Consider the following 16,642-nt stretch of genomic DNA (forward strand, 5'->3'; position numbering starts at 1 on the left):
TTCCGTTGCTGTGGTTCAGCCTTCCACCGCCGGGATATGGCCGAACAGGTCCTGGGCAAACTGCACGCGCTGCTCGACGGTTTCGCTGATGCCGCGGGCTTTCAGTTCTGCCAGGTGTGCTTCGACCGCGTGGGTGCGCTGGGTCAGGCCGCAGTCGTTGGCGATCTGGATGTTCAGGCCGGGACGGGCGTTGAGCTCGAGGATCAGCGGGCCCTTTTCCTGGTCCAGCACCATGTCCACCCCGATGTAGCCCAGGCCGCACAGCTCGTAACAGCCGGCCGCCAGCTTCATGAAGCCGTCCCAGTAGGGCAGTTGCACGCCGTCCACCGCGTTGGTGGTGTCCGGGTGCTTGGTGATGATGTTGTTCAGCCAGGTGCCGCGCAGGGTCAGGCCGGTGGCCAGGTCGACGCCGACGCCGATGGCGCCCTGGTGCAGGTTGGCCTTACCGCCGGACTGGCGGGTCGGCAGACGCAGCATGGCCATCACCGGGTAACCCATGAGCACGATGATGCGGATGTCCGGCACGCCTTCGTAGCTGATGCTCTTGAAGATCTGGTCCGGGGTCACCCGGTATTCGATCAGCGCCCGGTCACGGTGGCCGCCCAGGGAATAGAGGCCGGTGAGGATGCTGGAAATCTGGTGCTCGATTTCCTCATGGCTGATGATCTTGCCCGATACCGTGCGGTAGCGCCCTTCGAAACGGTCGGCGATCACCAGGATGCCGTCGCCGCCGGCGCCTTGCGCCGGCTTGATCACGAAGTCGTTACGCCCGCCGATGATCTCGTCGAGCTTGTCGATTTCCTTCTCGGTGGAAATCACGCCGTACAGTTCCGGCACATGGATGCCGGCCTCGATCGCGCGTTCCTTGGTAATGATCTTGTCGTCGACGATCGGGTACAGGCTGCGCTTGTTGTACTTGAGCACGTAGTCCGCGTTACGCCGATTGATCCCCATGATGCCCCGGGCTTCCAGGGCCTTCCAGGTCTTCCACAGGCCGAACATTACGAATCAGCCTTGACGAAGGCTTTGAAACGGATCAGCTCGGTCAGGCGGTAGCCGCGGTAGCGACCCATCGCCAGCATGAAGCCCACCAGGATCAGCAGCATCGCCGGGAAGGTGAAGACGAAGTAGACCAGCTCCGGCACGCTCATGATCAGGTGCGCCAGGGAGGCGGCGAACAGCGTGCCGATGGCGACTTTCATCGCATGGCCGGCGCCTCGTTCTTCCCAGGTGATCGACAGGCGTTCGATGGTCATGGTCAGGATCACCATCGGGAACAGGGCCACCGACAGGCCGCGTTCCAGGCCGAGCTTGTGGCTGAACAGGCTGATGGCGGCGATCAGCACCACGACGAAGGTCAGCACCACCGACAGCCTCGGCAGCATCTGCAGCTTCAGGTGTTCCAGGTAGGACCTGAGCGACAGCCCGAGCGCGGTGATCACCGTGAACAGCACGATACCGAAGCCCAGCTGGGTTTCGCGGAAGGCCAGGGCGATCAGCACCGGGGTGAAGGTACCCAGGGTCTGCAGGCCGATCAGGTTACGCAGCACCAGGATCACCAGCACGCCGATCGGGATCATCACCATGATCATGAAGGTCTGCTGGGTCTGCAGCGGCAGGCCGTACAGCGAGTATTCGAGGAAGTTGGCGTCGGTGTTCTCGTCGGTCAGCTTGGCCAGGCGAATGGCGTTCATTTCGCTGTTGTTCAGGCTGAAGGTGACGGTGGCTTTCTTGCCGCCATCGACGGTGATCAGGTTGTCGTCACCGATCCACCACAGCAGGCGGTCGCTGGGCAGGCCCTGTTCGCCGGTTTCCGGGTTGAAGTACAGCCAGTCGGTACCGTTGAAGCTGCGCAGCCACAGTTCCGGGGCCTGCGGCTGGTCGGCCACCAGGCGGATGGTGTGGACCTTTTCCATCGGCACGTGGGCGATGGACAGCAGCAGGTCGACGATCTTGGCCTTGTGCGCCGGCGACGGATCGCCCGCCAGGAGCATCTTGGCGTTATCGTCGTTGGTGTTGTTGACCCGCTTGATGGCTTCGCTGATGAAGGTCTCGACGTCGGCCGAATGCTGGCGGATCGGCGCGAGCAGGGCTTCGGCGGCGATCTTTTCCGGGCCTTCGACGGCGATGCTGTCGCGGAAGGTCGGGCCCTTGATCTTGGCTTTTTCCGCGGTGTAGCGCTTGGTCAGCACCAGGCGGTAGTAGAGGGTCTGGTTGCCCTTGGCGCGGCGGGCCGACCAGGTCACCTTGCGGTTGCCATCGACGCGGTTCACCGCCACCCCGTAGTTATTGGAGATGAAGCTCTCGTTCAGGCTGACATAGTCGCGGCTCAGGGGCGGCACGAACATCTGGATCTTGATCGGGTCCTTGGCGTTGGCGACGAACTCGACCTTGGCGTCGATGTTCCACAGGTCGTCGGTGGCGTCTTCGGTCACCGGGATGCCGAGCACGAAAATCTGATAGGCCGTGATCGAAATGCCCAGCACCACCAGGATGGCGATCAGGATTTTCAGATGGAGGGTAAGAGAGCGCATTGGAATTACTCTGCGGTATGAGCGTCGGTGGCGCAGGCAGGTTTGCCAGCAGCGTATTTAAGACTGGGGTCGACCAGTGCATCGAAGCGCTTGAGCGCTTCGGAACCGATCAAGAGCGGGTATTGGAATGCACTGCGGTCGGTCAAGTTCACTTCTATGCTGCGCAGGGCACCGCCCATGCAGATATCCAGCTCGATGACCGGGCGCGCGGTGTACTTCTTGTTGTTTTCCTCATCGGGGTCGTAGTCGCCGGCGCGGCGCTTGATCTTGCTGACGCGGGCCAACGGACGTTCGATGGGGTGGGAATGGGCGGCGTCGATGGCCAGGTAGAAGCGTACCCAGGACTCGCCATTGCGCTTGAAACGCTTGATATCGCGGGCGCTGAGGGAGGCGGTCTTGGCGCCGGTGTCGAGCTTGGCGGCGACTTCCAGGTCGATCCCGGACAGTCTGGCGTATTCATTCAGACCGTAAACGGTCTTGCCGGCGGCGGCACTCAGGCCCGGCAGGCCGAGCAGGCAGAACAGTATGGAGAAGGCCTTGAGTCTCATAGATCCTGGTGCGTTGCATGGGTTCTTCAGTTCAAGGCGACTGGCATTGCTGCGCAAGCTCCCTCGTGTGCTGCCTTATTAATGTGACAGGCAAATGCGGGCGGCATTCTAGCATGCTGGTTTTATGGCGCCAGCGGCGGGGCGGGTGCTTTTGTGCCGGTTTGGTGCAAAGGGTTATTAGACGATTGTCGACAATATCTATTTTTCCTTTGACTGCATCGGTTGTATTGGCTAGTTTTTGTCGCATTGATTTTAAAGGTGTCGACAATATGCTGGATCAGCTCGATCCCCCCGCCGTGACCCAGGACGATTCGGAAACCTTGTCCGAAAACGTCTTCAGGCGCATTCAGGCGGCCATCGTCAAGGGCGAGATCGCCCCGGGCAGCAAGATTTCCGAGCCGGAACTGGCGCGCACCTACGGCATCAGCCGTGGCCCGCTGCGCGAGGCGATCCACCGCCTGGAAGGCCAGCGCCTGCTGGTACGGGTGCCCCATGTCGGGGCGCGGGTGGTATCCCTGAGCCATGCCGAGCTGATCGAACTCTATGAAATCCGTGAATCCCTGGAAGGCATGGCCTGCCGCCTGGCCGCCGAGCGCATGACCAACGAGGAAATCGACGAGCTGCGCCGGGTCCTCGATACCCATGAGCGCGACGCGGCGTTCCAGGCCGGGCTCGGCTACTACCAGCAGGAAGGCGATTTCGACTTTCATTACCGGATCATCCAGGGCGCGGGCAACCGCACCCTCACGCAGATGCTCTGCGGCGAGCTGTACCAACTGGTGCGCATGTACCGCATCCAGTTTTCCGCCACGCCCAATCGCCCGCACCAGGCGTTCGCCGAGCACCACCGGATTCTCGATGCCATTGCCGATCGCGACGGCGAACTGGCCGAGTTGTTGATGCGCCGTCACATCGGCGCTTCCAAACGCAACATTGCCCGTCACTTTCCAGAGTGCGCGCCCTAGAGAGGTGAGTCATGAGTTCCAACAACAAGAGCACTCCAGGCCAGCGCTTTCGCGATGCGGTCGCCAGCGAACGACCGTTGCAGGTGGTCGGCGCCATCAATGCCAACCATGCGCTGTTGGCCAAGCGCGCCGGGTTCAAGGCGATCTACCTGTCCGGTGGCGGGGTGGCGGCCGGCTCCCTCGGCGTGCCGGACCTGGGCATCACCGGGCTGGACGACGTGCTGACCGACGTGCGCCGCATCACCGACGTCTGCGACCTGCCGCTGCTGGTGGACGTGGACACCGGTTTCGGTTCGTCGGCGTTCAACGTGGCGCGCACCGTCAAGTCGATGATCAAGTTCGGCGCGGCGGCGATTCATATCGAGGACCAGGTCGGCGCCAAGCGCTGCGGCCACCGGCCGAACAAGGAGATCGTTTCCCAGCAGGAAATGGTCGACCGCATCAAGGCCGCGGTGGATGCCCGCACCGACGACAGCTTCATGATCATGGCCCGCACCGACGCCCTGGCGGTGGAGGGGCTGGAGTCGGCCCTGGATCGCGCCGCCGCCTGCATCGAAGCCGGCGCCGACATGGTGTTCCCGGAAGCCATCACTGAGCTGGAGATGTACAAGATCTTCGCCAGCCGGGTGAAAGCGCCGATCCTGGCCAACATCACCGAGTTCGGCGCCACGCCGCTGTACACCACCGAGCAACTGAAATCCGTGGATGTTTCCCTGGTGCTGTACCCGCTGTCGGCATTCCGCGCCATGAACAAGGCGGCGGAAAACGTCTACACCGCGATCCGTCGCGACGGTACCCAGCAGAACGTGATCGACACCATGCAGACCCGCATGGAGCTGTACGACCGCATCGACTACCACACCTTCGAGCAGAAGCTCGATGCGCTGTTCGCCCAGAAGAAGGGTTGATGCCGAGCACGGCTCGACTACTGAGGCAAAACCTGTAGCCGCTGCCGAAGGCTGCGATCGGCCGGCACGGCCGCGGCGCTCCTCTCGACGCAGGAGGACCTTCGGTCCTGTCGCAGCCTGCGGCAGCGGCTACAGAAAGCAGTATTGGTTTTGACGATTTGCCGATTCCCTAACAAATTCAAGATTGGAGAGAGCAATGGCCGAAGCAAAAGTATTGAGTGGCGCTGGCCTGCGTGGCCAGGTGGCCGGACAGACTGCCTTGTCGACCGTGGGCCAGGCCGGTGCCGGGCTGACCTACCGGGGTTACGACGTACGCGAACTGGCGGCCGACGCGCAGTTCGAGGAAGTGGCCTACCTGCTGCTGTACGGCGAGCTGCCGACCCAGGCGCAACTGGACGCCTACACCCAGAAGCTGAGCAAGCTGCGCGACCTGCCGCAGGCACTGAAAGAAGTGCTGGAGCGCATCCCGGCCGACGCCCATCCGATGGATGTGATGCGCACCGGTTGCTCGTTCCTCGGCAATATCGAGCCGGAACAGGACTTCTCCCGGCAACGTGACGTCACCGACCGCCTGCTGGCCGCGTTCCCGGCGATCATGTGTTACTGGTACCGCTTCAGCCACGACGGTAAACGCATCGATTGCGTGACCGACGAGCCGTGCATCGGCAGCCACTTCCTGCACCTGCTGCACGGCAAGAAACCGAGCGAGCTGCACACCAAGGTGATGAACGTGTCGCTGATCCTCTACGCCGAGCACGAATTTAACGCCTCGACCTTCACTGCCCGGGTCTGTGCCTCGACCCTGTCGGACTTGTACTCCTGTGTCACCGCGGCCATCGGTTCGCTGCGCGGCCCGCTGCACGGCGGCGCCAACGAGGCGGCGATGGAGATGATCGAGCGCTTTGCTTCGCCGGAAGAGGCGATCAAGGGCACCCTGGGCATGCTCGAGCGCAAGGACAAGATCATGGGCTTCGGCCACGCGATCTACAAAGACAACGACCCGCGCAACGAGGTGATCAAGGGCTGGTCGAAAAAGCTCGCCGTCGAGGTGGGCGACAAGGTGCTGTTCCCGGTTTCCGAAGCCATCGACAAGACCATGTGGGAGCAGAAGAAGCTGTTTCCCAACGCCGACTTCTACCATGCCTCGGCGTACCACTTCATGGGCATCCCGACCAAGCTGTTCACTCCGATCTTCGTCTGCTCGCGCCTGACCGGCTGGGCCGCCCACGTGTTCGAACAGCGCGCCAACAACCGCATCATCCGTCCAAGCGCCGAGTACGTCGGCGTTGAACAGCGCAAGTTCGTGCCAATCGAACGTCGCTGAATGGTGGCTGCCGTCACCGGCTGAACCCAAAGCCCTGTAGGAGCGAGCTTGCTCGCGATAGCGGTGTAACGGTCGACATAGATGTTGAATGTCATTCCGTCTTCGCGAGCAAGCTTCGCTCCTACAGAGGGCGGTTCAGTGCCGGTGCCAGCCCCACCTTTTGCAATCACCGTGACCGAGTCCTGACGATGAACACTGAATTTCGTAAACCGTTACCCGGTACCCGCCTGGACTACTTCGACACCCGCGCGGCTGTCGAGGCCATCCAGGCGGGCGCCTACGACAGCCTGCCGTACACCTCGCGCGTGCTCGCGGAAAACCTGGTGCGGCGCTGCGATCCGGCGACCCTGAGCGCTTCCCTGAAGCAACTGATCGAGCGCAAGCGCGACCTCGACTTCCCGTGGTTTCCGGCCCGCGTGGTGTGCCACGACATTCTTGGCCAGACCGCCCTGGTGGACCTGGCCGGCCTGCGCGATGCCATCGCCGACCAAGGTGGCGACCCGGCCCAGGTCAACCCGGTGGTGCCGACCCAGTTGATCGTCGACCACTCGCTGGCGGTGGAGTGCGGTGGCTTCGACCCGGATGCGTTCGCCAAGAACCGCGCCGTGGAAGACCGGCGCAACGAAGACCGTTTCCACTTCATCAACTGGACCAAGAAGGCCTTCAAGAACGTCGACGTGATCCCGCCGGGCAACGGCATCATGCACCAGATCAACCTGGAGAAAATGTCCCCGGTGATCCAGGCGCGCGATGGCGTGGCCTTCCCCGATACCTGCGTCGGCACCGACAGCCACACCCCGCACGTGGATGCCCTGGGCGTGATCGCCATCGGCGTTGGCGGCCTGGAAGCCGAAAGCGTGATGCTCGGCCGGGCGTCCTGGATGCGCCTGCCGGAAATCGTTGGCGTCGAGCTGACCGGCAAGCTGCAACCGGGCATCACCGCCACCGATATGGTGCTGGCGCTGACCGAATTCCTGCGCAAGCAGAAGGTGGTGGGTGCCTACCTGGAGTTCTTCGGTGAGGGCGCCGCGGCGCTGACCCTGGGCGACCGCGCGACCATCTCCAACATGGCCCCGGAATACGGCGCCACCGCGGCGATGTTCTACATCGACCAGCAGACCATCGACTACCTCAAGCTCACCGGTCGTGAAGACGAGCAAGTGCAGCTGGTCGAGACCTATGCCAAGCAGGCCGGCCTGTGGGCCGACAGCCTGAAAAATGCCCAGTACGAGCGCGGCTTGCAGTTCGACCTGTCCTCGGTGGTGCGCAACATGGCGGGCCCGAGCAACCCCCACGCCCGGGTGGCGACCAGCGACCTGGCGGCCAAGGGCATCGCCGGCCAGTGGGAAGAAGTGCCGGGGCAAATGCCCGATGGCGCGGTGATCATCGCGGCCATCACCAGCTGCACCAATACCAGCAACCCGCGCAACGTGATCGCCGCCGGCCTGCTGGCGCGCAACGCCAACAAGCTCGGCCTGACCCGCAAACCCTGGGTCAAGTCGTCGCTGGCGCCGGGTTCCAAGACCGTCGCCATGTACCTGGACGAAGCCGGCCTGACCAGCGAGCTGGAGCAACTGGGCTTTGGCGTCGTGGCCTTTGCCTGCACCACCTGCAACGGCATGTCCGGCGCGCTGGACCCGGTGATCCAGAAAGAGATCATCGACCGCGACCTGTATGCCACCGCGGTGCTTTCGGGCAACCGCAACTTCGACGGGCGCATCCATCCATACGCCAAGCAGGCGTTCCTCGCATCGCCGCCGCTGGTGGTGGCTTATGCGATTGCCGGGACCATCCGTTTCGACATCGAGAAGGACGTGCTGGGCCTGGACGCCAACGGCAAGGAAATCCGCCTCAAGGACATCTGGCCGAGCGACGAAGAGATCGACGCGGTGGTCAAGGCTTCGGTGAAACCGGAGCAGTTCCGCAAGGTGTACATCCCGATGTTCGCCATTCACGAAGATACCGGGCCCAAGGTCGAGCCGTTGTACGACTGGCGTGAGATGAGCACCTACATCCGCCGTCCGCCGTACTGGGAAGGCGCCCTGGCCGGGGCGCGCAGTCTGACCGGCATGCGCCCGCTGGCGGTGCTGCCGGACAACATCACCACCGATCACCTGTCGCCGTCCAATGCCATCATGCTCGACAGCGCGGCGGGCGAGTACCTGGCGAAAATGGGCCTGCCGGAAGAGGACTTCAACTCTTACGCGACCCACCGCGGCGACCACCTGACCGCGCAGCGCGCGACCTTCGCCAACCCGAAACTGTTCAACGAAATGGTCCAGGAAGGCGGCAAGGTCAAGCAGGGTTCGCTGGCGCGGATCGAGCCGGAAGGCCAGGTCACCCGTATGTGGGAAGCCATCGAAACCTATATGCAGCGTAAGCAGCCGCTGATCATCATCGCCGGCGCCGACTACGGCCAGGGTTCGTCCCGTGACTGGGCGGCCAAGGGCGTGCGCCTGGCCGGGGTGGAAGCCATCGCCGCCGAAGGCTTCGAGCGCATCCATCGCACCAACCTGGTGGGCATGGGCGTGCTGCCGCTGGAGTTCAAGCCGGGCACCGACCGCAAGACCCTGGGCATCGACGGCACCGAAACCTTCGATGTGGTGGGCGAGCGCAAGCCGCGCGCCACGCTGACCCTGGTGATCCAGCGCAAGAACGGCGAGCGGGTCGAGGTGCCGGTGACCTGCCGTCTCGACACCGCCGAAGAGGTGTCGATCTACGAAGCGGGCGGCGTGTTGCAGCGCTTTGCCCAGGACTTCCTCGAATCGGCTGTGGCCAGTTAAGTGACGTACCGGGGGCGGGCCGCAAGGCGCCGCCCTCGGTCTTTATCAGGACCGAAATTCATGGCTTTCGTAGCGCAAATCAAGATTCCCGCCACCTACATGCGGGGCGGCACCAGCAAGGGTGTGTTCTTCAGCCTGCAGGACCTGCCCGAGGCGGCGCAGCTGCCGGGCGCGGCCCGCGATGCCTTGCTGTTGCGGGTGATCGGCAGCCCCGACCCGTACGACAAGCAGATCGACGGCATGGGCGGCGCCACGTCCAGCACCAGCAAGACGGTGATCCTGTCGAAAAGCATCAAGCCCGGCCACGACGTGGATTACCTGTTCGGCCAAGTGTCCATCGACAAACCTTTCGTCGACTGGAGCGGCAACTGCGGCAACCTGTCGGCGGCGGTCGGTTCCTTCGCCATCAGCAGTGGCCTGGTGGATGCCGAGCGCATTCCGCAGAACGGCGTGGCGGTGGTGCGTATCTGGCAGGCCAATATCGGCAAGACCATCATCGCCCACGTGCCGATCACCAACGGCGCGGTCCAGGAAACCGGTGATTTCGAGCTGGACGGGGTGACTTTCCCGGCGGCCGAAGTGCAGTTGGAGTTCCTTGACCCGGCGGCTGAGGAAGAGGGCGCCGGTGGTTCGATGTTCCCCACTGGCAACCTGGTGGACGACCTGGAGGTGCCGGGTGTCGGGACTTTCCAGGCCACCATGATCAATGCCGGGATCCCGACTATCTTCATCAACGCCCGCGACATCGGCTACAGCGGTACCGAGCTGCAAGGCGATATCAACGGCGATCCCAAGGCGCTGGCGATGTTCGAGACCATCCGCGCCCACGGCGCGCTGCGCATGGGGCTGATTCAGAATCTGGATGAAGCGGCCAAGCGTCAGCACACGCCCAAGGTCGCCTTTGTCGCGCCGCCCGCGGACTACCAGGCTTCCAGCGGCAAGGCGGTGCAGGCCGCGGATGTCGATCTGCTGGTGCGCGCGCTGTCCATGGGCAAGCTGCACCACGCGATGATGGGCACCGCCGCGGTGGCCATCGGCACGGCGGCGGCGATCCCCGGGACCCTGGTCAACCTGGCGGCCGGCGGCGGAGAGCGCAGCGCGGTGCGCTTCGGCCACCCGTCGGGGACCCTGCGCGTCGGTGCCGAAGCCGTGCAGGACAACGGCGAATGGAGCGTGACCAAGGCCATCATGAGTCGTAGCGCGCGGGTCTTGATGGAAGGCTGGGTACGTGTGCCTGGCGACGCGTTCTAAATCATAAGCGGCCCCTGTAGGAGCGAGCTTGCTCGCGATAGCGATACCACGGTCGACATCGATGTCGACAGTCCATCCGTCATCGCGAGCAAGCTTGTTCCTACAATGGGGTGAATAAAAAAATAACCCGATCAGCCTGACCTTGAGGATGCAACCCACACCCAACCCTTGATGGAGTGAACTGCCCATGAGCGCCAACGTTGATCTGAACGAACGCCCCGATTACGACCAGGTCCTGCAGGACATCGCCGACTACGTTCTGAACTATCGGATCGAGTCCCGCGAGGCTCTGGATACAGCCCGCAACTGCCTGATGGACACCCTCGGCTGTGGCTTGCTGGCCCTGCGCTTTCCCGAGTGTACAAAGCACCTGGGGCCCATCGTCGAGGGCACGCTCGTGCCGTTTGGCGCGCGGGTGCCGGGTACTAGCTTGCGCCTGGACCCGGTCAAGGCGGCCTGGGATATCGGCTGCATTGTCCGTTGGCTGGATTACAACGACACCTGGCTCGCCGCCGAGTGGGGCCATCCTTCCGACAACCTCGGTGGCATCCTCGCCGTGGCCGATCACCTGTCGCAAAAGCGCGTGGCCAATGGCGAGGCGCCGCTGACCATGCGCGCGGTGCTCGAGGCTATGATCATGGCCCATGAGATCCAGGGGGTGATTGCCCTGGAAAACTCCTTCAACCGGGTCGGCCTCGACCATGTCCTGCTGGTGAAAGTCGCCTCGACCGCGGTCACCGCCAAGTTGATGGGGGCCAACCGCGAGCAGCTGCTGGCGGCGCTGTCCCATGCCTTTGTCGATGGCCAGGCGCTGCGTACCTACCGCCATGCGCCGAACGCCGGTTCGCGCAAATCCTGGGCGGCGGGGGATGCCACCAGCCGTGGCGTGCGCCTGGCGGATATCGCCCTGCGTGGCGAGATGGGCATCCCGGGAGTGCTGAGCGCGCCGCAGTGGGGCTTCTACGACGTGCTGTTCAGCCACACCAACAAGGACCTGGCGCTCAAGCCCGAAGACCAGCGCCGTTTCAGCCTGTCGCAGCAGTACGGCACCTATGTAATGGAAAACGTGCTGTTCAAGATCAGCTTCCCGGCCGAGTTCCATGCGCAGACCGCCTGTGAAGCGGCGGTGACCCTGCACCCGCTGGTGCGCAATCGCCTGCACGAGATCGACAGGATCGTCATCACCACCCATGAATCGGCGATCCGCATCATTTCCAAGGTCGGCCCGCTGGCCAACGCCGCCGACCGCGACCACTGCATCCAGTACATGACCGCCGTGCCGCTGGCGTTCGGCAACCTGGTGGCCGAGCACTATGAAGACGACTTCCATGCCGCCCACCCGATCATCGACCAGTTGCGCGAGAAGATGCAGATAGTCGAGGAGCCGCGCTACACCCGCGAGTACCTGGAGGCCGACAAGCGCTCCATCGCCAATGCGCTGCAGGTGTTTTTCAAGGATGGCTCCAGCACCGAACAGGTGGTGGTGGAATACCCGATCGGCCATCGCCGGCGTCGCGCCGAAGGCATTGCGCTGCTGGAAGACAAGTTCAAGGCCAACCTGGCCACCCGCTTCACCGCCCAGCGTTCGGCGCAGATCTTTGCCCTGTGCAAGGACCAGGCGCAGCTGGAAGCCACGGCGGTACACCGGTTCGTGGATCTGTTGGTGATCTGAGGGCAGGGCGGACCGTTGGTCCGATCGCGACTAGCTGGCTCCTACAAGATCTTGTAAGCCGTGTAGGGGCAGCCGGTCGACGCTCGATTGCTCGCAATAGCCTTCTATTTGGTCAGATAACGCTACTTGAAGCGCCGCTCGACGCCTTTTTCCACGAGGATCTTCGCCGAGATCTCTTCCACCGAGAAGTGCGTGGAATTGATGTGCGGAATGTTCTCGCGGCGGAACAGGTTTTCCACCTCGCGCACTTCGAACTCGCACTGGGCATAGCTCGAATAACGGCTGTTGGGCTTGCGCTCGTTGCGGATGGCGGTGAGCCGGTCGGGGTCGATGGTCAGGCCGAACAGCTTGTGCTGGTGCGCGCGCAGGGCAGTCGGCAGCTGCAGGCGTTCCATGTCGTCTTCGGTCAGCGGGTAGTTGGCGGCGCGGATGCCGAACTGCATGGCCATATACAGGCAGGTCGGGGTCTTGCCGCAGCGCGACACGCCGACCAGGATCAGGTCGGCCTTGTCGTAGTAGTGGGTGCGGGCGCCGTCGTCGTTGTCGAGGGCGAAGTTCACCGCCTCGATCCGCTCCATATAGTTGGAGTTGCCGCCAATGGAATGGGACTTGCCGACCGAATACGACGAGTGCTCGCTCAACTCCAGCTCCAGGGGGGCGAGGAAGGTCGAGAAGATGTCGATCATGAAACCATTGGACGTCGCGAGGATCTCACGGATGTCCTGATTGACGATGGTGTCGAAGATAATCGGGCGAAATCCGTCCTTTTCGGCGGCGATGTTGATTTGTTGTACCATGGCCCGCGCTTTATCTACGCTGTCGATATACGGTCGCGTGATTTTGCTGAAGGTAATGTTTTCGAACTGCGCCAGGAGGCTCTGGCCGAGGGTTTCAGCGGTGATGCCGGTACCGTCGGAGATAAAGAAAGCAGATCGTTTCATTTGCACCTTGGGCCTTAAGCTAGTGACGAATCTTGGATATGATAGGCGCGATTTGCCGGCCTCCAATGGCCCGCATTCTCACTTATTTTCCAGGTCCAGGCCATACAGCTGGCAAGCGCTCCCCGAGCAGCCGGCTTCTGAGCTTTTCCAACACAGTTAGTGGAGAGATCACCTTGGTAGAGTACGTAGTTTCCCTCGATAAGCTCGGCGTCCATGATGTAGAGCATGTGGGGGGCAAGAACGCATCCCTGGGCGAGATGATCAGTAACCTTGCAGGCGCCGGTGTATCCGTCCCTGGAGGCTTTGCCACGACGGCCCAGGCCTATCGTGATTTTCTCGAATTGAGCGGTCTTAACGACCAGATCCACGCTGCGCTCGACGCCCTGGACGTCGATGACGTGAATGCCCTGGCCAAGACCGGCGCGCAGATCCGTCAATGGATCATGGAAGCCGAGTTCCCCGAGCAACTGAATAGCGAAATCCGCACCGCGTTCGCCAAGCTGTCCGCGGGCAACCCTGACATGGCCGTGGCCGTGCGCTCCTCGGCCACCGCCGAAGACCTGCCGGACGCTTCCTTCGCCGGCCAGCAGGAAACCTTCCTCAATATCCGTGGCGTCGAGAACGTCATTCGCGCCGCCAAGGAAGTCTTCGCTTCCCTGTTCAACGACCGCGCCATTTCCTACCGCGTGCACCAGGGCTTCGACCACAAGCTGGTCGCCCTGTCTGCCGGCGTGCAGCGCATGGTGCGTTCGGAAACCGGCACCGCCGGCGTGATGTTCACCCTCGACACCGAGTCGGGCTTCCGTGACGTGGTATTTATCACCGGCGCCTACGGCCTGGGTGAAACCGTCGTTCAAGGTGCGGTGAACCCGGACGAGTTCTACGTCCACAAGGGCACCCTGCAAGCCGGTCGCCCGGCCATCCTGCGCCGCAATCTGGGCAGCAAGGCGATCAAGATGATCTACGGCGACGAAGCCAAGGCCGGTCGCTCAGTCAAGACTGTCGACGTCGACAAGGCCGATCGCGCGCGTTTCTGCCTGACCGATGCCGAAGTCAGCGAGCTGGCCAAGCAGGCGATGATCATCGAGAAGCACTACAAGTGCCCGATGGACATCGAATGGGCCAAAGACGGCGACGACGGCAAGCTGTACATCGTCCAGGCCCGTCCGGAAACCGTGAAGAGCCGCACCCAGGCCAACGTCATGGAACGTTACCTGTTGAAGGAAACCGGCACCGTGCTGGTGGAAGGTCGCGCCATCGGCCAGCGCATCGGCGCCGGCAAGGTGCGGATCATCAAGGACGTGTCGGAGATGGACAAGGTCCAGGCTGGCGATGTGCTGGTGTCCGACATGACCGACCCGGACTGGGAGCCGGTGATGAAGCGCGCCAGCGCCATCGTTACCAACCGTGGCGGCCGTACCTGCCACGCCGCGATCATTGCGCGCGAGCTGGGGATTCCGGCCGTTGTCGGTTGCGGCAACGCCACCGAACTGTTGAAAGACGGCCAGGGCGTGACCGTGTCCTGCGCTGAAGGCGATACCGGTTTCATCTTCGAAGGCGAGCTGGGCTTCGACGTGAAGAAAAACTCCGTCGACGCCATGCCGGAGCTGCCGTTCAAGATCATGATGAACGTCGGCAACCCGGACCGCGCCTTCGACTTCGCCCAACTGCCGAACGCCGGTGTGGGCCTGGCCCGCCTGGAGTTCATCATCAACCGCATGATCGGCGTGCACCCCAAGGCGCTGCTGAACTACGCCGGCCTGCCCCATGAAATCAAGGACAGCGTCGACAAGCGCATCGCTGGCTATAACGATCCGGTCGGTTTTTACGTCGACAAGCTGGTTGAAGGCATTAGCACCCTGGCTGCGGCCTTCTGGCCGAAAAAGGTCATCGTGCGCCTGTCGGACTTCAAGTCCAACGAATACGCCAACCTGATCGGCGGCAAGCTCTACGAGCCGGAAGAAGAAAACCCGATGCTGGGCTTCCGCGGTGCTTCGCGTTACATCAGCGAAGCCTTCCGTGACTGCTTCGAGCTCGAGTGCCGCGCCCTCAAGCGCGTGCGCAACGACATGGGCCTGACCAACGTCGAGATCATGGTGCCGTTCGTCCGCACTCTGGGCGAAGCCAGCCAGGTGGTGGATCTGCTGGCCGAAAACGGTCTCAAGCGTGGTGAAAACGGCCTGCGCGTGATCATGATGTGCGAGCTGCCTTCCAACGCGATCCTGGCCGAAGAGTTCCTCGAGTTCTTCGACGGTTTCTCCATCGGCTCTAACGACCTGACCCAGCTGACCCTGGGCCTGGACCGCGATTCGGGCATCATCGCGCACCTGTTCGACGAGCGTAATCCGGCGGTCAAGAAACTGCTGGCCAACGCCATCGCCGCCTGCAACAAGGCCGGCAAATACATCGGTATTTGCGGCCAGGGCCCGTCCGACCATCCGGACTTGGCCAAGTGGCTGATGGAGCAGGGCATCGAAAGCGTCTCGCTGAACCCGGATTCCGTACTGGAAACCTGGTTCTTCCTGGCCGAGGGGCAGGGTGCGGTCTAAGCGGAATGAAGCCTCGGCCAGCCTTCGGGCTGGCCGAGGCTTTGAGATTCAAGTAGGGCGGGCTCCATCTGGAAGCCGCCCTTTTTTGTGCAAGAGCATTATGCAAAGCAGCAGCAACCTGTTTCCCGTCGCCTTGATCAGTGCCGAACGTCGAGGCGACCTGAGTGAAGACGTCTACCGCCTGAAGCCCGGCAATAGCCCGGACGCCACGGTCGAGCTGGCCGTCACCCGCCTGGGGATGGCGGACGAACCCGAATCCCGTGGTGTCCCGGTGATCCTGCTGCACGGCAGCTTCTCCAATCGGCGCTTCTGGTATTCGCCCAAGGGCATCGGCCTGGGCGCGTATCTGGCGCGCATGGGTTTCGATGTATGGATCCCCGAGATGCGTGGTCACGGCCTGTCGCGACGCAATGCCGACTACCGCAAGAATCGCGTCGCCGACTATGCGCAATACGATCTGCCCGCCATCGGCGCCTTCGTGCGGGAACAAAGCGGCCAGGTTCCGCACTGGATTGGTCATTCCCTGGGCGGCATTACCCTGGCGGCGGCCTTGGGTGGCCAGTACCTGGGAGAGCCGGTAGTGGCGTCGGCGGCGCTGTTCGGCTGTCAGGTCAGCCGCACCTATTGGCCATTGAAAATCCCGGCGGTGGAGTGGGGCGGTCGTTTCATTCTCAAGCGCTTTGCCCAGTTGTCCGGCTCGCGACTCAAGCGCGGTCCCGAGGACGAGCCCATTGGCCTGGCCCTGGAAGGCATGCGCTGGTACGGGCTGTTCGGGCGTTTCGGCGATGGGCAGAAGGACTGGTGGGCCGGCTTGTGCGATGTTTCGCTGCCGGTATTGGCGGTGAGCGCGGCCGGGGATCATCAGGATCCGACCTGGGCTTGTCGCAAGCTGTTTGACCAGTTGAGTTCCGAGCATAAGCAGTTTGTCTGCCTGGGACGCGAACAAGGGTTCAGCGGCAATTTCGGCCATGTGGAGATGCTGGTGAGCAAAGCCGCCCAGGCTGAAGTCTGGCCTTTGGTCGCGCGATGGTTGCAGGATCAGCAGAGCCCGTTGTTGGCGTCGGGCACCGAACTGGCTGCCGCCAGTTGAGTTCAGAAGGCTCTGACAAGAGCATTTCGTTCCGATGCGCTTGCGGCTAAGATATGACGCACTGAGCGGTTCTGGTC

At 62.8% G+C, this 16,642-nt stretch carries 12 protein-coding genes; 8 read left to right on the plus strand and 4 right to left on the minus strand.

The window, feature by feature from the left end; all coding sequences use genetic code 11:
- Positions 1-15: 15 nt before the first annotated feature.
- The 3 genes from BMY68_RS01800 to BMY68_RS01810 are packed head-to-tail and all read right to left on the minus strand — an operon-like array spanning position 16 to position 3,082.
- A complete protein-coding gene (locus tag BMY68_RS01800; RefSeq protein ID WP_009042908.1) occupies positions 16-1,002 on the minus strand; it encodes an alpha-L-glutamate ligase-like protein in 987 nt (328 codons plus the stop codon).
- A complete protein-coding gene (locus BMY68_RS01805; RefSeq protein WP_009042909.1) occupies positions 1,002-2,534 on the minus strand; it encodes an osmotic stress tolerance membrane protein RloB in 1,533 nt (510 codons plus the stop codon). The genes BMY68_RS01800 and BMY68_RS01805 overlap by 1 nt, the downstream gene beginning before the upstream one ends.
- Positions 2,535-2,539: 5 nt before the next feature.
- A complete protein-coding gene (locus tag BMY68_RS01810) occupies positions 2,540-3,082 on the minus strand; it encodes a retropepsin-like aspartic peptidase RloA (protein ID WP_007930640.1) in 543 nt (180 codons plus the stop codon).
- Positions 3,083-3,351: 269 nt separating this feature from the next.
- Here BMY68_RS01810 and BMY68_RS01815 point away from each other — a divergent pair, with 269 nt between their 5' ends.
- The 6 genes from BMY68_RS01815 (at position 3,352) to prpD (ending at position 11,985) form a co-directional block, all read left to right on the plus strand.
- Positions 3,352-4,047: a GntR family transcriptional regulator gene (locus BMY68_RS01815; RefSeq protein WP_009042911.1), complete on the plus strand. Its 696-nt coding sequence runs from the start codon at positions 3,352-3,354 to the stop codon at positions 4,045-4,047.
- An 11-nt stretch (positions 4,048-4,058) separates the two neighbouring features.
- Positions 4,059-4,955: a methylisocitrate lyase gene (gene prpB / locus BMY68_RS01820; RefSeq protein WP_085530262.1), complete on the plus strand. Its 897-nt coding sequence runs from the start codon at positions 4,059-4,061 to the stop codon at positions 4,953-4,955.
- A gap of 196 nt (positions 4,956-5,151) precedes the next feature.
- Positions 5,152-6,279, plus strand: a complete 1,128-nt coding sequence (prpC, locus tag BMY68_RS01825; RefSeq protein ID WP_009042913.1) for a bifunctional 2-methylcitrate synthase/citrate synthase — start codon at positions 5,152-5,154, stop codon at positions 6,277-6,279.
- Between the two features lie 188 nt (positions 6,280-6,467).
- Entirely contained in the window at positions 6,468-9,062 is a 2,595-nt protein-coding gene (acnD, locus tag BMY68_RS01830; protein WP_085530263.1) for a Fe/S-dependent 2-methylisocitrate dehydratase AcnD, read from the plus strand.
- Between the two features lie 60 nt (positions 9,063-9,122).
- The gene (gene prpF, locus BMY68_RS01835; RefSeq protein ID WP_085530264.1) at positions 9,123-10,313 is read left to right on the plus strand and encodes a 2-methylaconitate cis-trans isomerase PrpF; all 1,191 of its coding nucleotides are present in this window, start codon (positions 9,123-9,125) and stop codon (positions 10,311-10,313) included.
- A gap of 187 nt (positions 10,314-10,500) precedes the next feature.
- Positions 10,501-11,985 carry a 2-methylcitrate dehydratase gene (prpD, locus tag BMY68_RS01840; protein ID WP_009042916.1) on the plus strand — a complete coding sequence of 495 codons (1,485 nt, stop codon included), beginning with the start codon at positions 10,501-10,503 and terminating at the stop codon, positions 11,983-11,985.
- A 122-nt stretch (positions 11,986-12,107) separates the two neighbouring features.
- Here prpD and BMY68_RS01845 read toward each other — a convergent pair whose 3' ends face one another.
- The gene (locus BMY68_RS01845) at positions 12,108-12,926 is read right to left on the minus strand and encodes a posphoenolpyruvate synthetase regulatory kinase/phosphorylase PpsR (RefSeq protein ID WP_007927505.1); all 819 of its coding nucleotides are present in this window, start codon (positions 12,924-12,926) and stop codon (positions 12,108-12,110) included.
- Between the two features lie 173 nt (positions 12,927-13,099).
- On the opposite strand from BMY68_RS01845, the gene ppsA reads away from it, so the two are divergent.
- Both ppsA and BMY68_RS01855 read left to right on the plus strand, forming a co-directional pair.
- Complete coding sequence (ppsA, locus tag BMY68_RS01850) at positions 13,100-15,475, plus strand: phosphoenolpyruvate synthase (protein ID WP_009042917.1); 2,376 nt, start codon at positions 13,100-13,102, stop codon at positions 15,473-15,475.
- 100 nt (positions 15,476-15,575) lie between these two features.
- The gene (locus BMY68_RS01855; protein ID WP_085530265.1) at positions 15,576-16,565 is read left to right on the plus strand and encodes an alpha/beta fold hydrolase; all 990 of its coding nucleotides are present in this window, start codon (positions 15,576-15,578) and stop codon (positions 16,563-16,565) included.
- The last annotated feature ends 77 nt before the right edge of the window (positions 16,566-16,642 follow it).

It is taken from the genome of Pseudomonas sp. NFACC41-3 (genome assembly GCF_900109505.1).
Classification (GTDB): Bacteria; Pseudomonadota; Gammaproteobacteria; order Pseudomonadales; family Pseudomonadaceae; genus Aquipseudomonas; species Aquipseudomonas chlororaphis.

Coding starts and splice junctions, on each gene's coding strand:
- prpD (WP_009042916.1), top strand. CDS start 10,501: ATGAGCGCCAACGTTGATCTGAACGAACGCCCCGATTACGACCAGGTC.
- prpF (WP_085530264.1), top strand. CDS start 9,123: ATGGCTTTCGTAGCGCAAATCAAGATTCCCGCCACCTACATGCGGGGC.
- acnD (WP_085530263.1), top strand. CDS start 6,468: ATGAACACTGAATTTCGTAAACCGTTACCCGGTACCCGCCTGGACTAC.
- BMY68_RS01855 (WP_085530265.1), top strand. CDS start 15,576: ATGCAAAGCAGCAGCAACCTGTTTCCCGTCGCCTTGATCAGTGCCGAA.
- BMY68_RS01845 (WP_007927505.1), bottom strand. CDS start 12,926: ATGAAACGATCTGCTTTCTTTATCTCCGACGGTACCGGCATCACCGCT.
- BMY68_RS01810 (WP_007930640.1), bottom strand. CDS start 3,082: ATGAGACTCAAGGCCTTCTCCATACTGTTCTGCCTGCTCGGCCTGCCG.
- BMY68_RS01805 (WP_009042909.1), bottom strand. CDS start 2,534: ATGCGCTCTCTTACCCTCCATCTGAAAATCCTGATCGCCATCCTGGTG.
- prpB (WP_085530262.1), top strand. CDS start 4,059: ATGAGTTCCAACAACAAGAGCACTCCAGGCCAGCGCTTTCGCGATGCG.
- prpC (WP_009042913.1), top strand. CDS start 5,152: ATGGCCGAAGCAAAAGTATTGAGTGGCGCTGGCCTGCGTGGCCAGGTG.
- BMY68_RS01815 (WP_009042911.1), top strand. CDS start 3,352: ATGCTGGATCAGCTCGATCCCCCCGCCGTGACCCAGGACGATTCGGAA.
- BMY68_RS01800 (WP_009042908.1), bottom strand. CDS start 1,002: ATGTTCGGCCTGTGGAAGACCTGGAAGGCCCTGGAAGCCCGGGGCATC.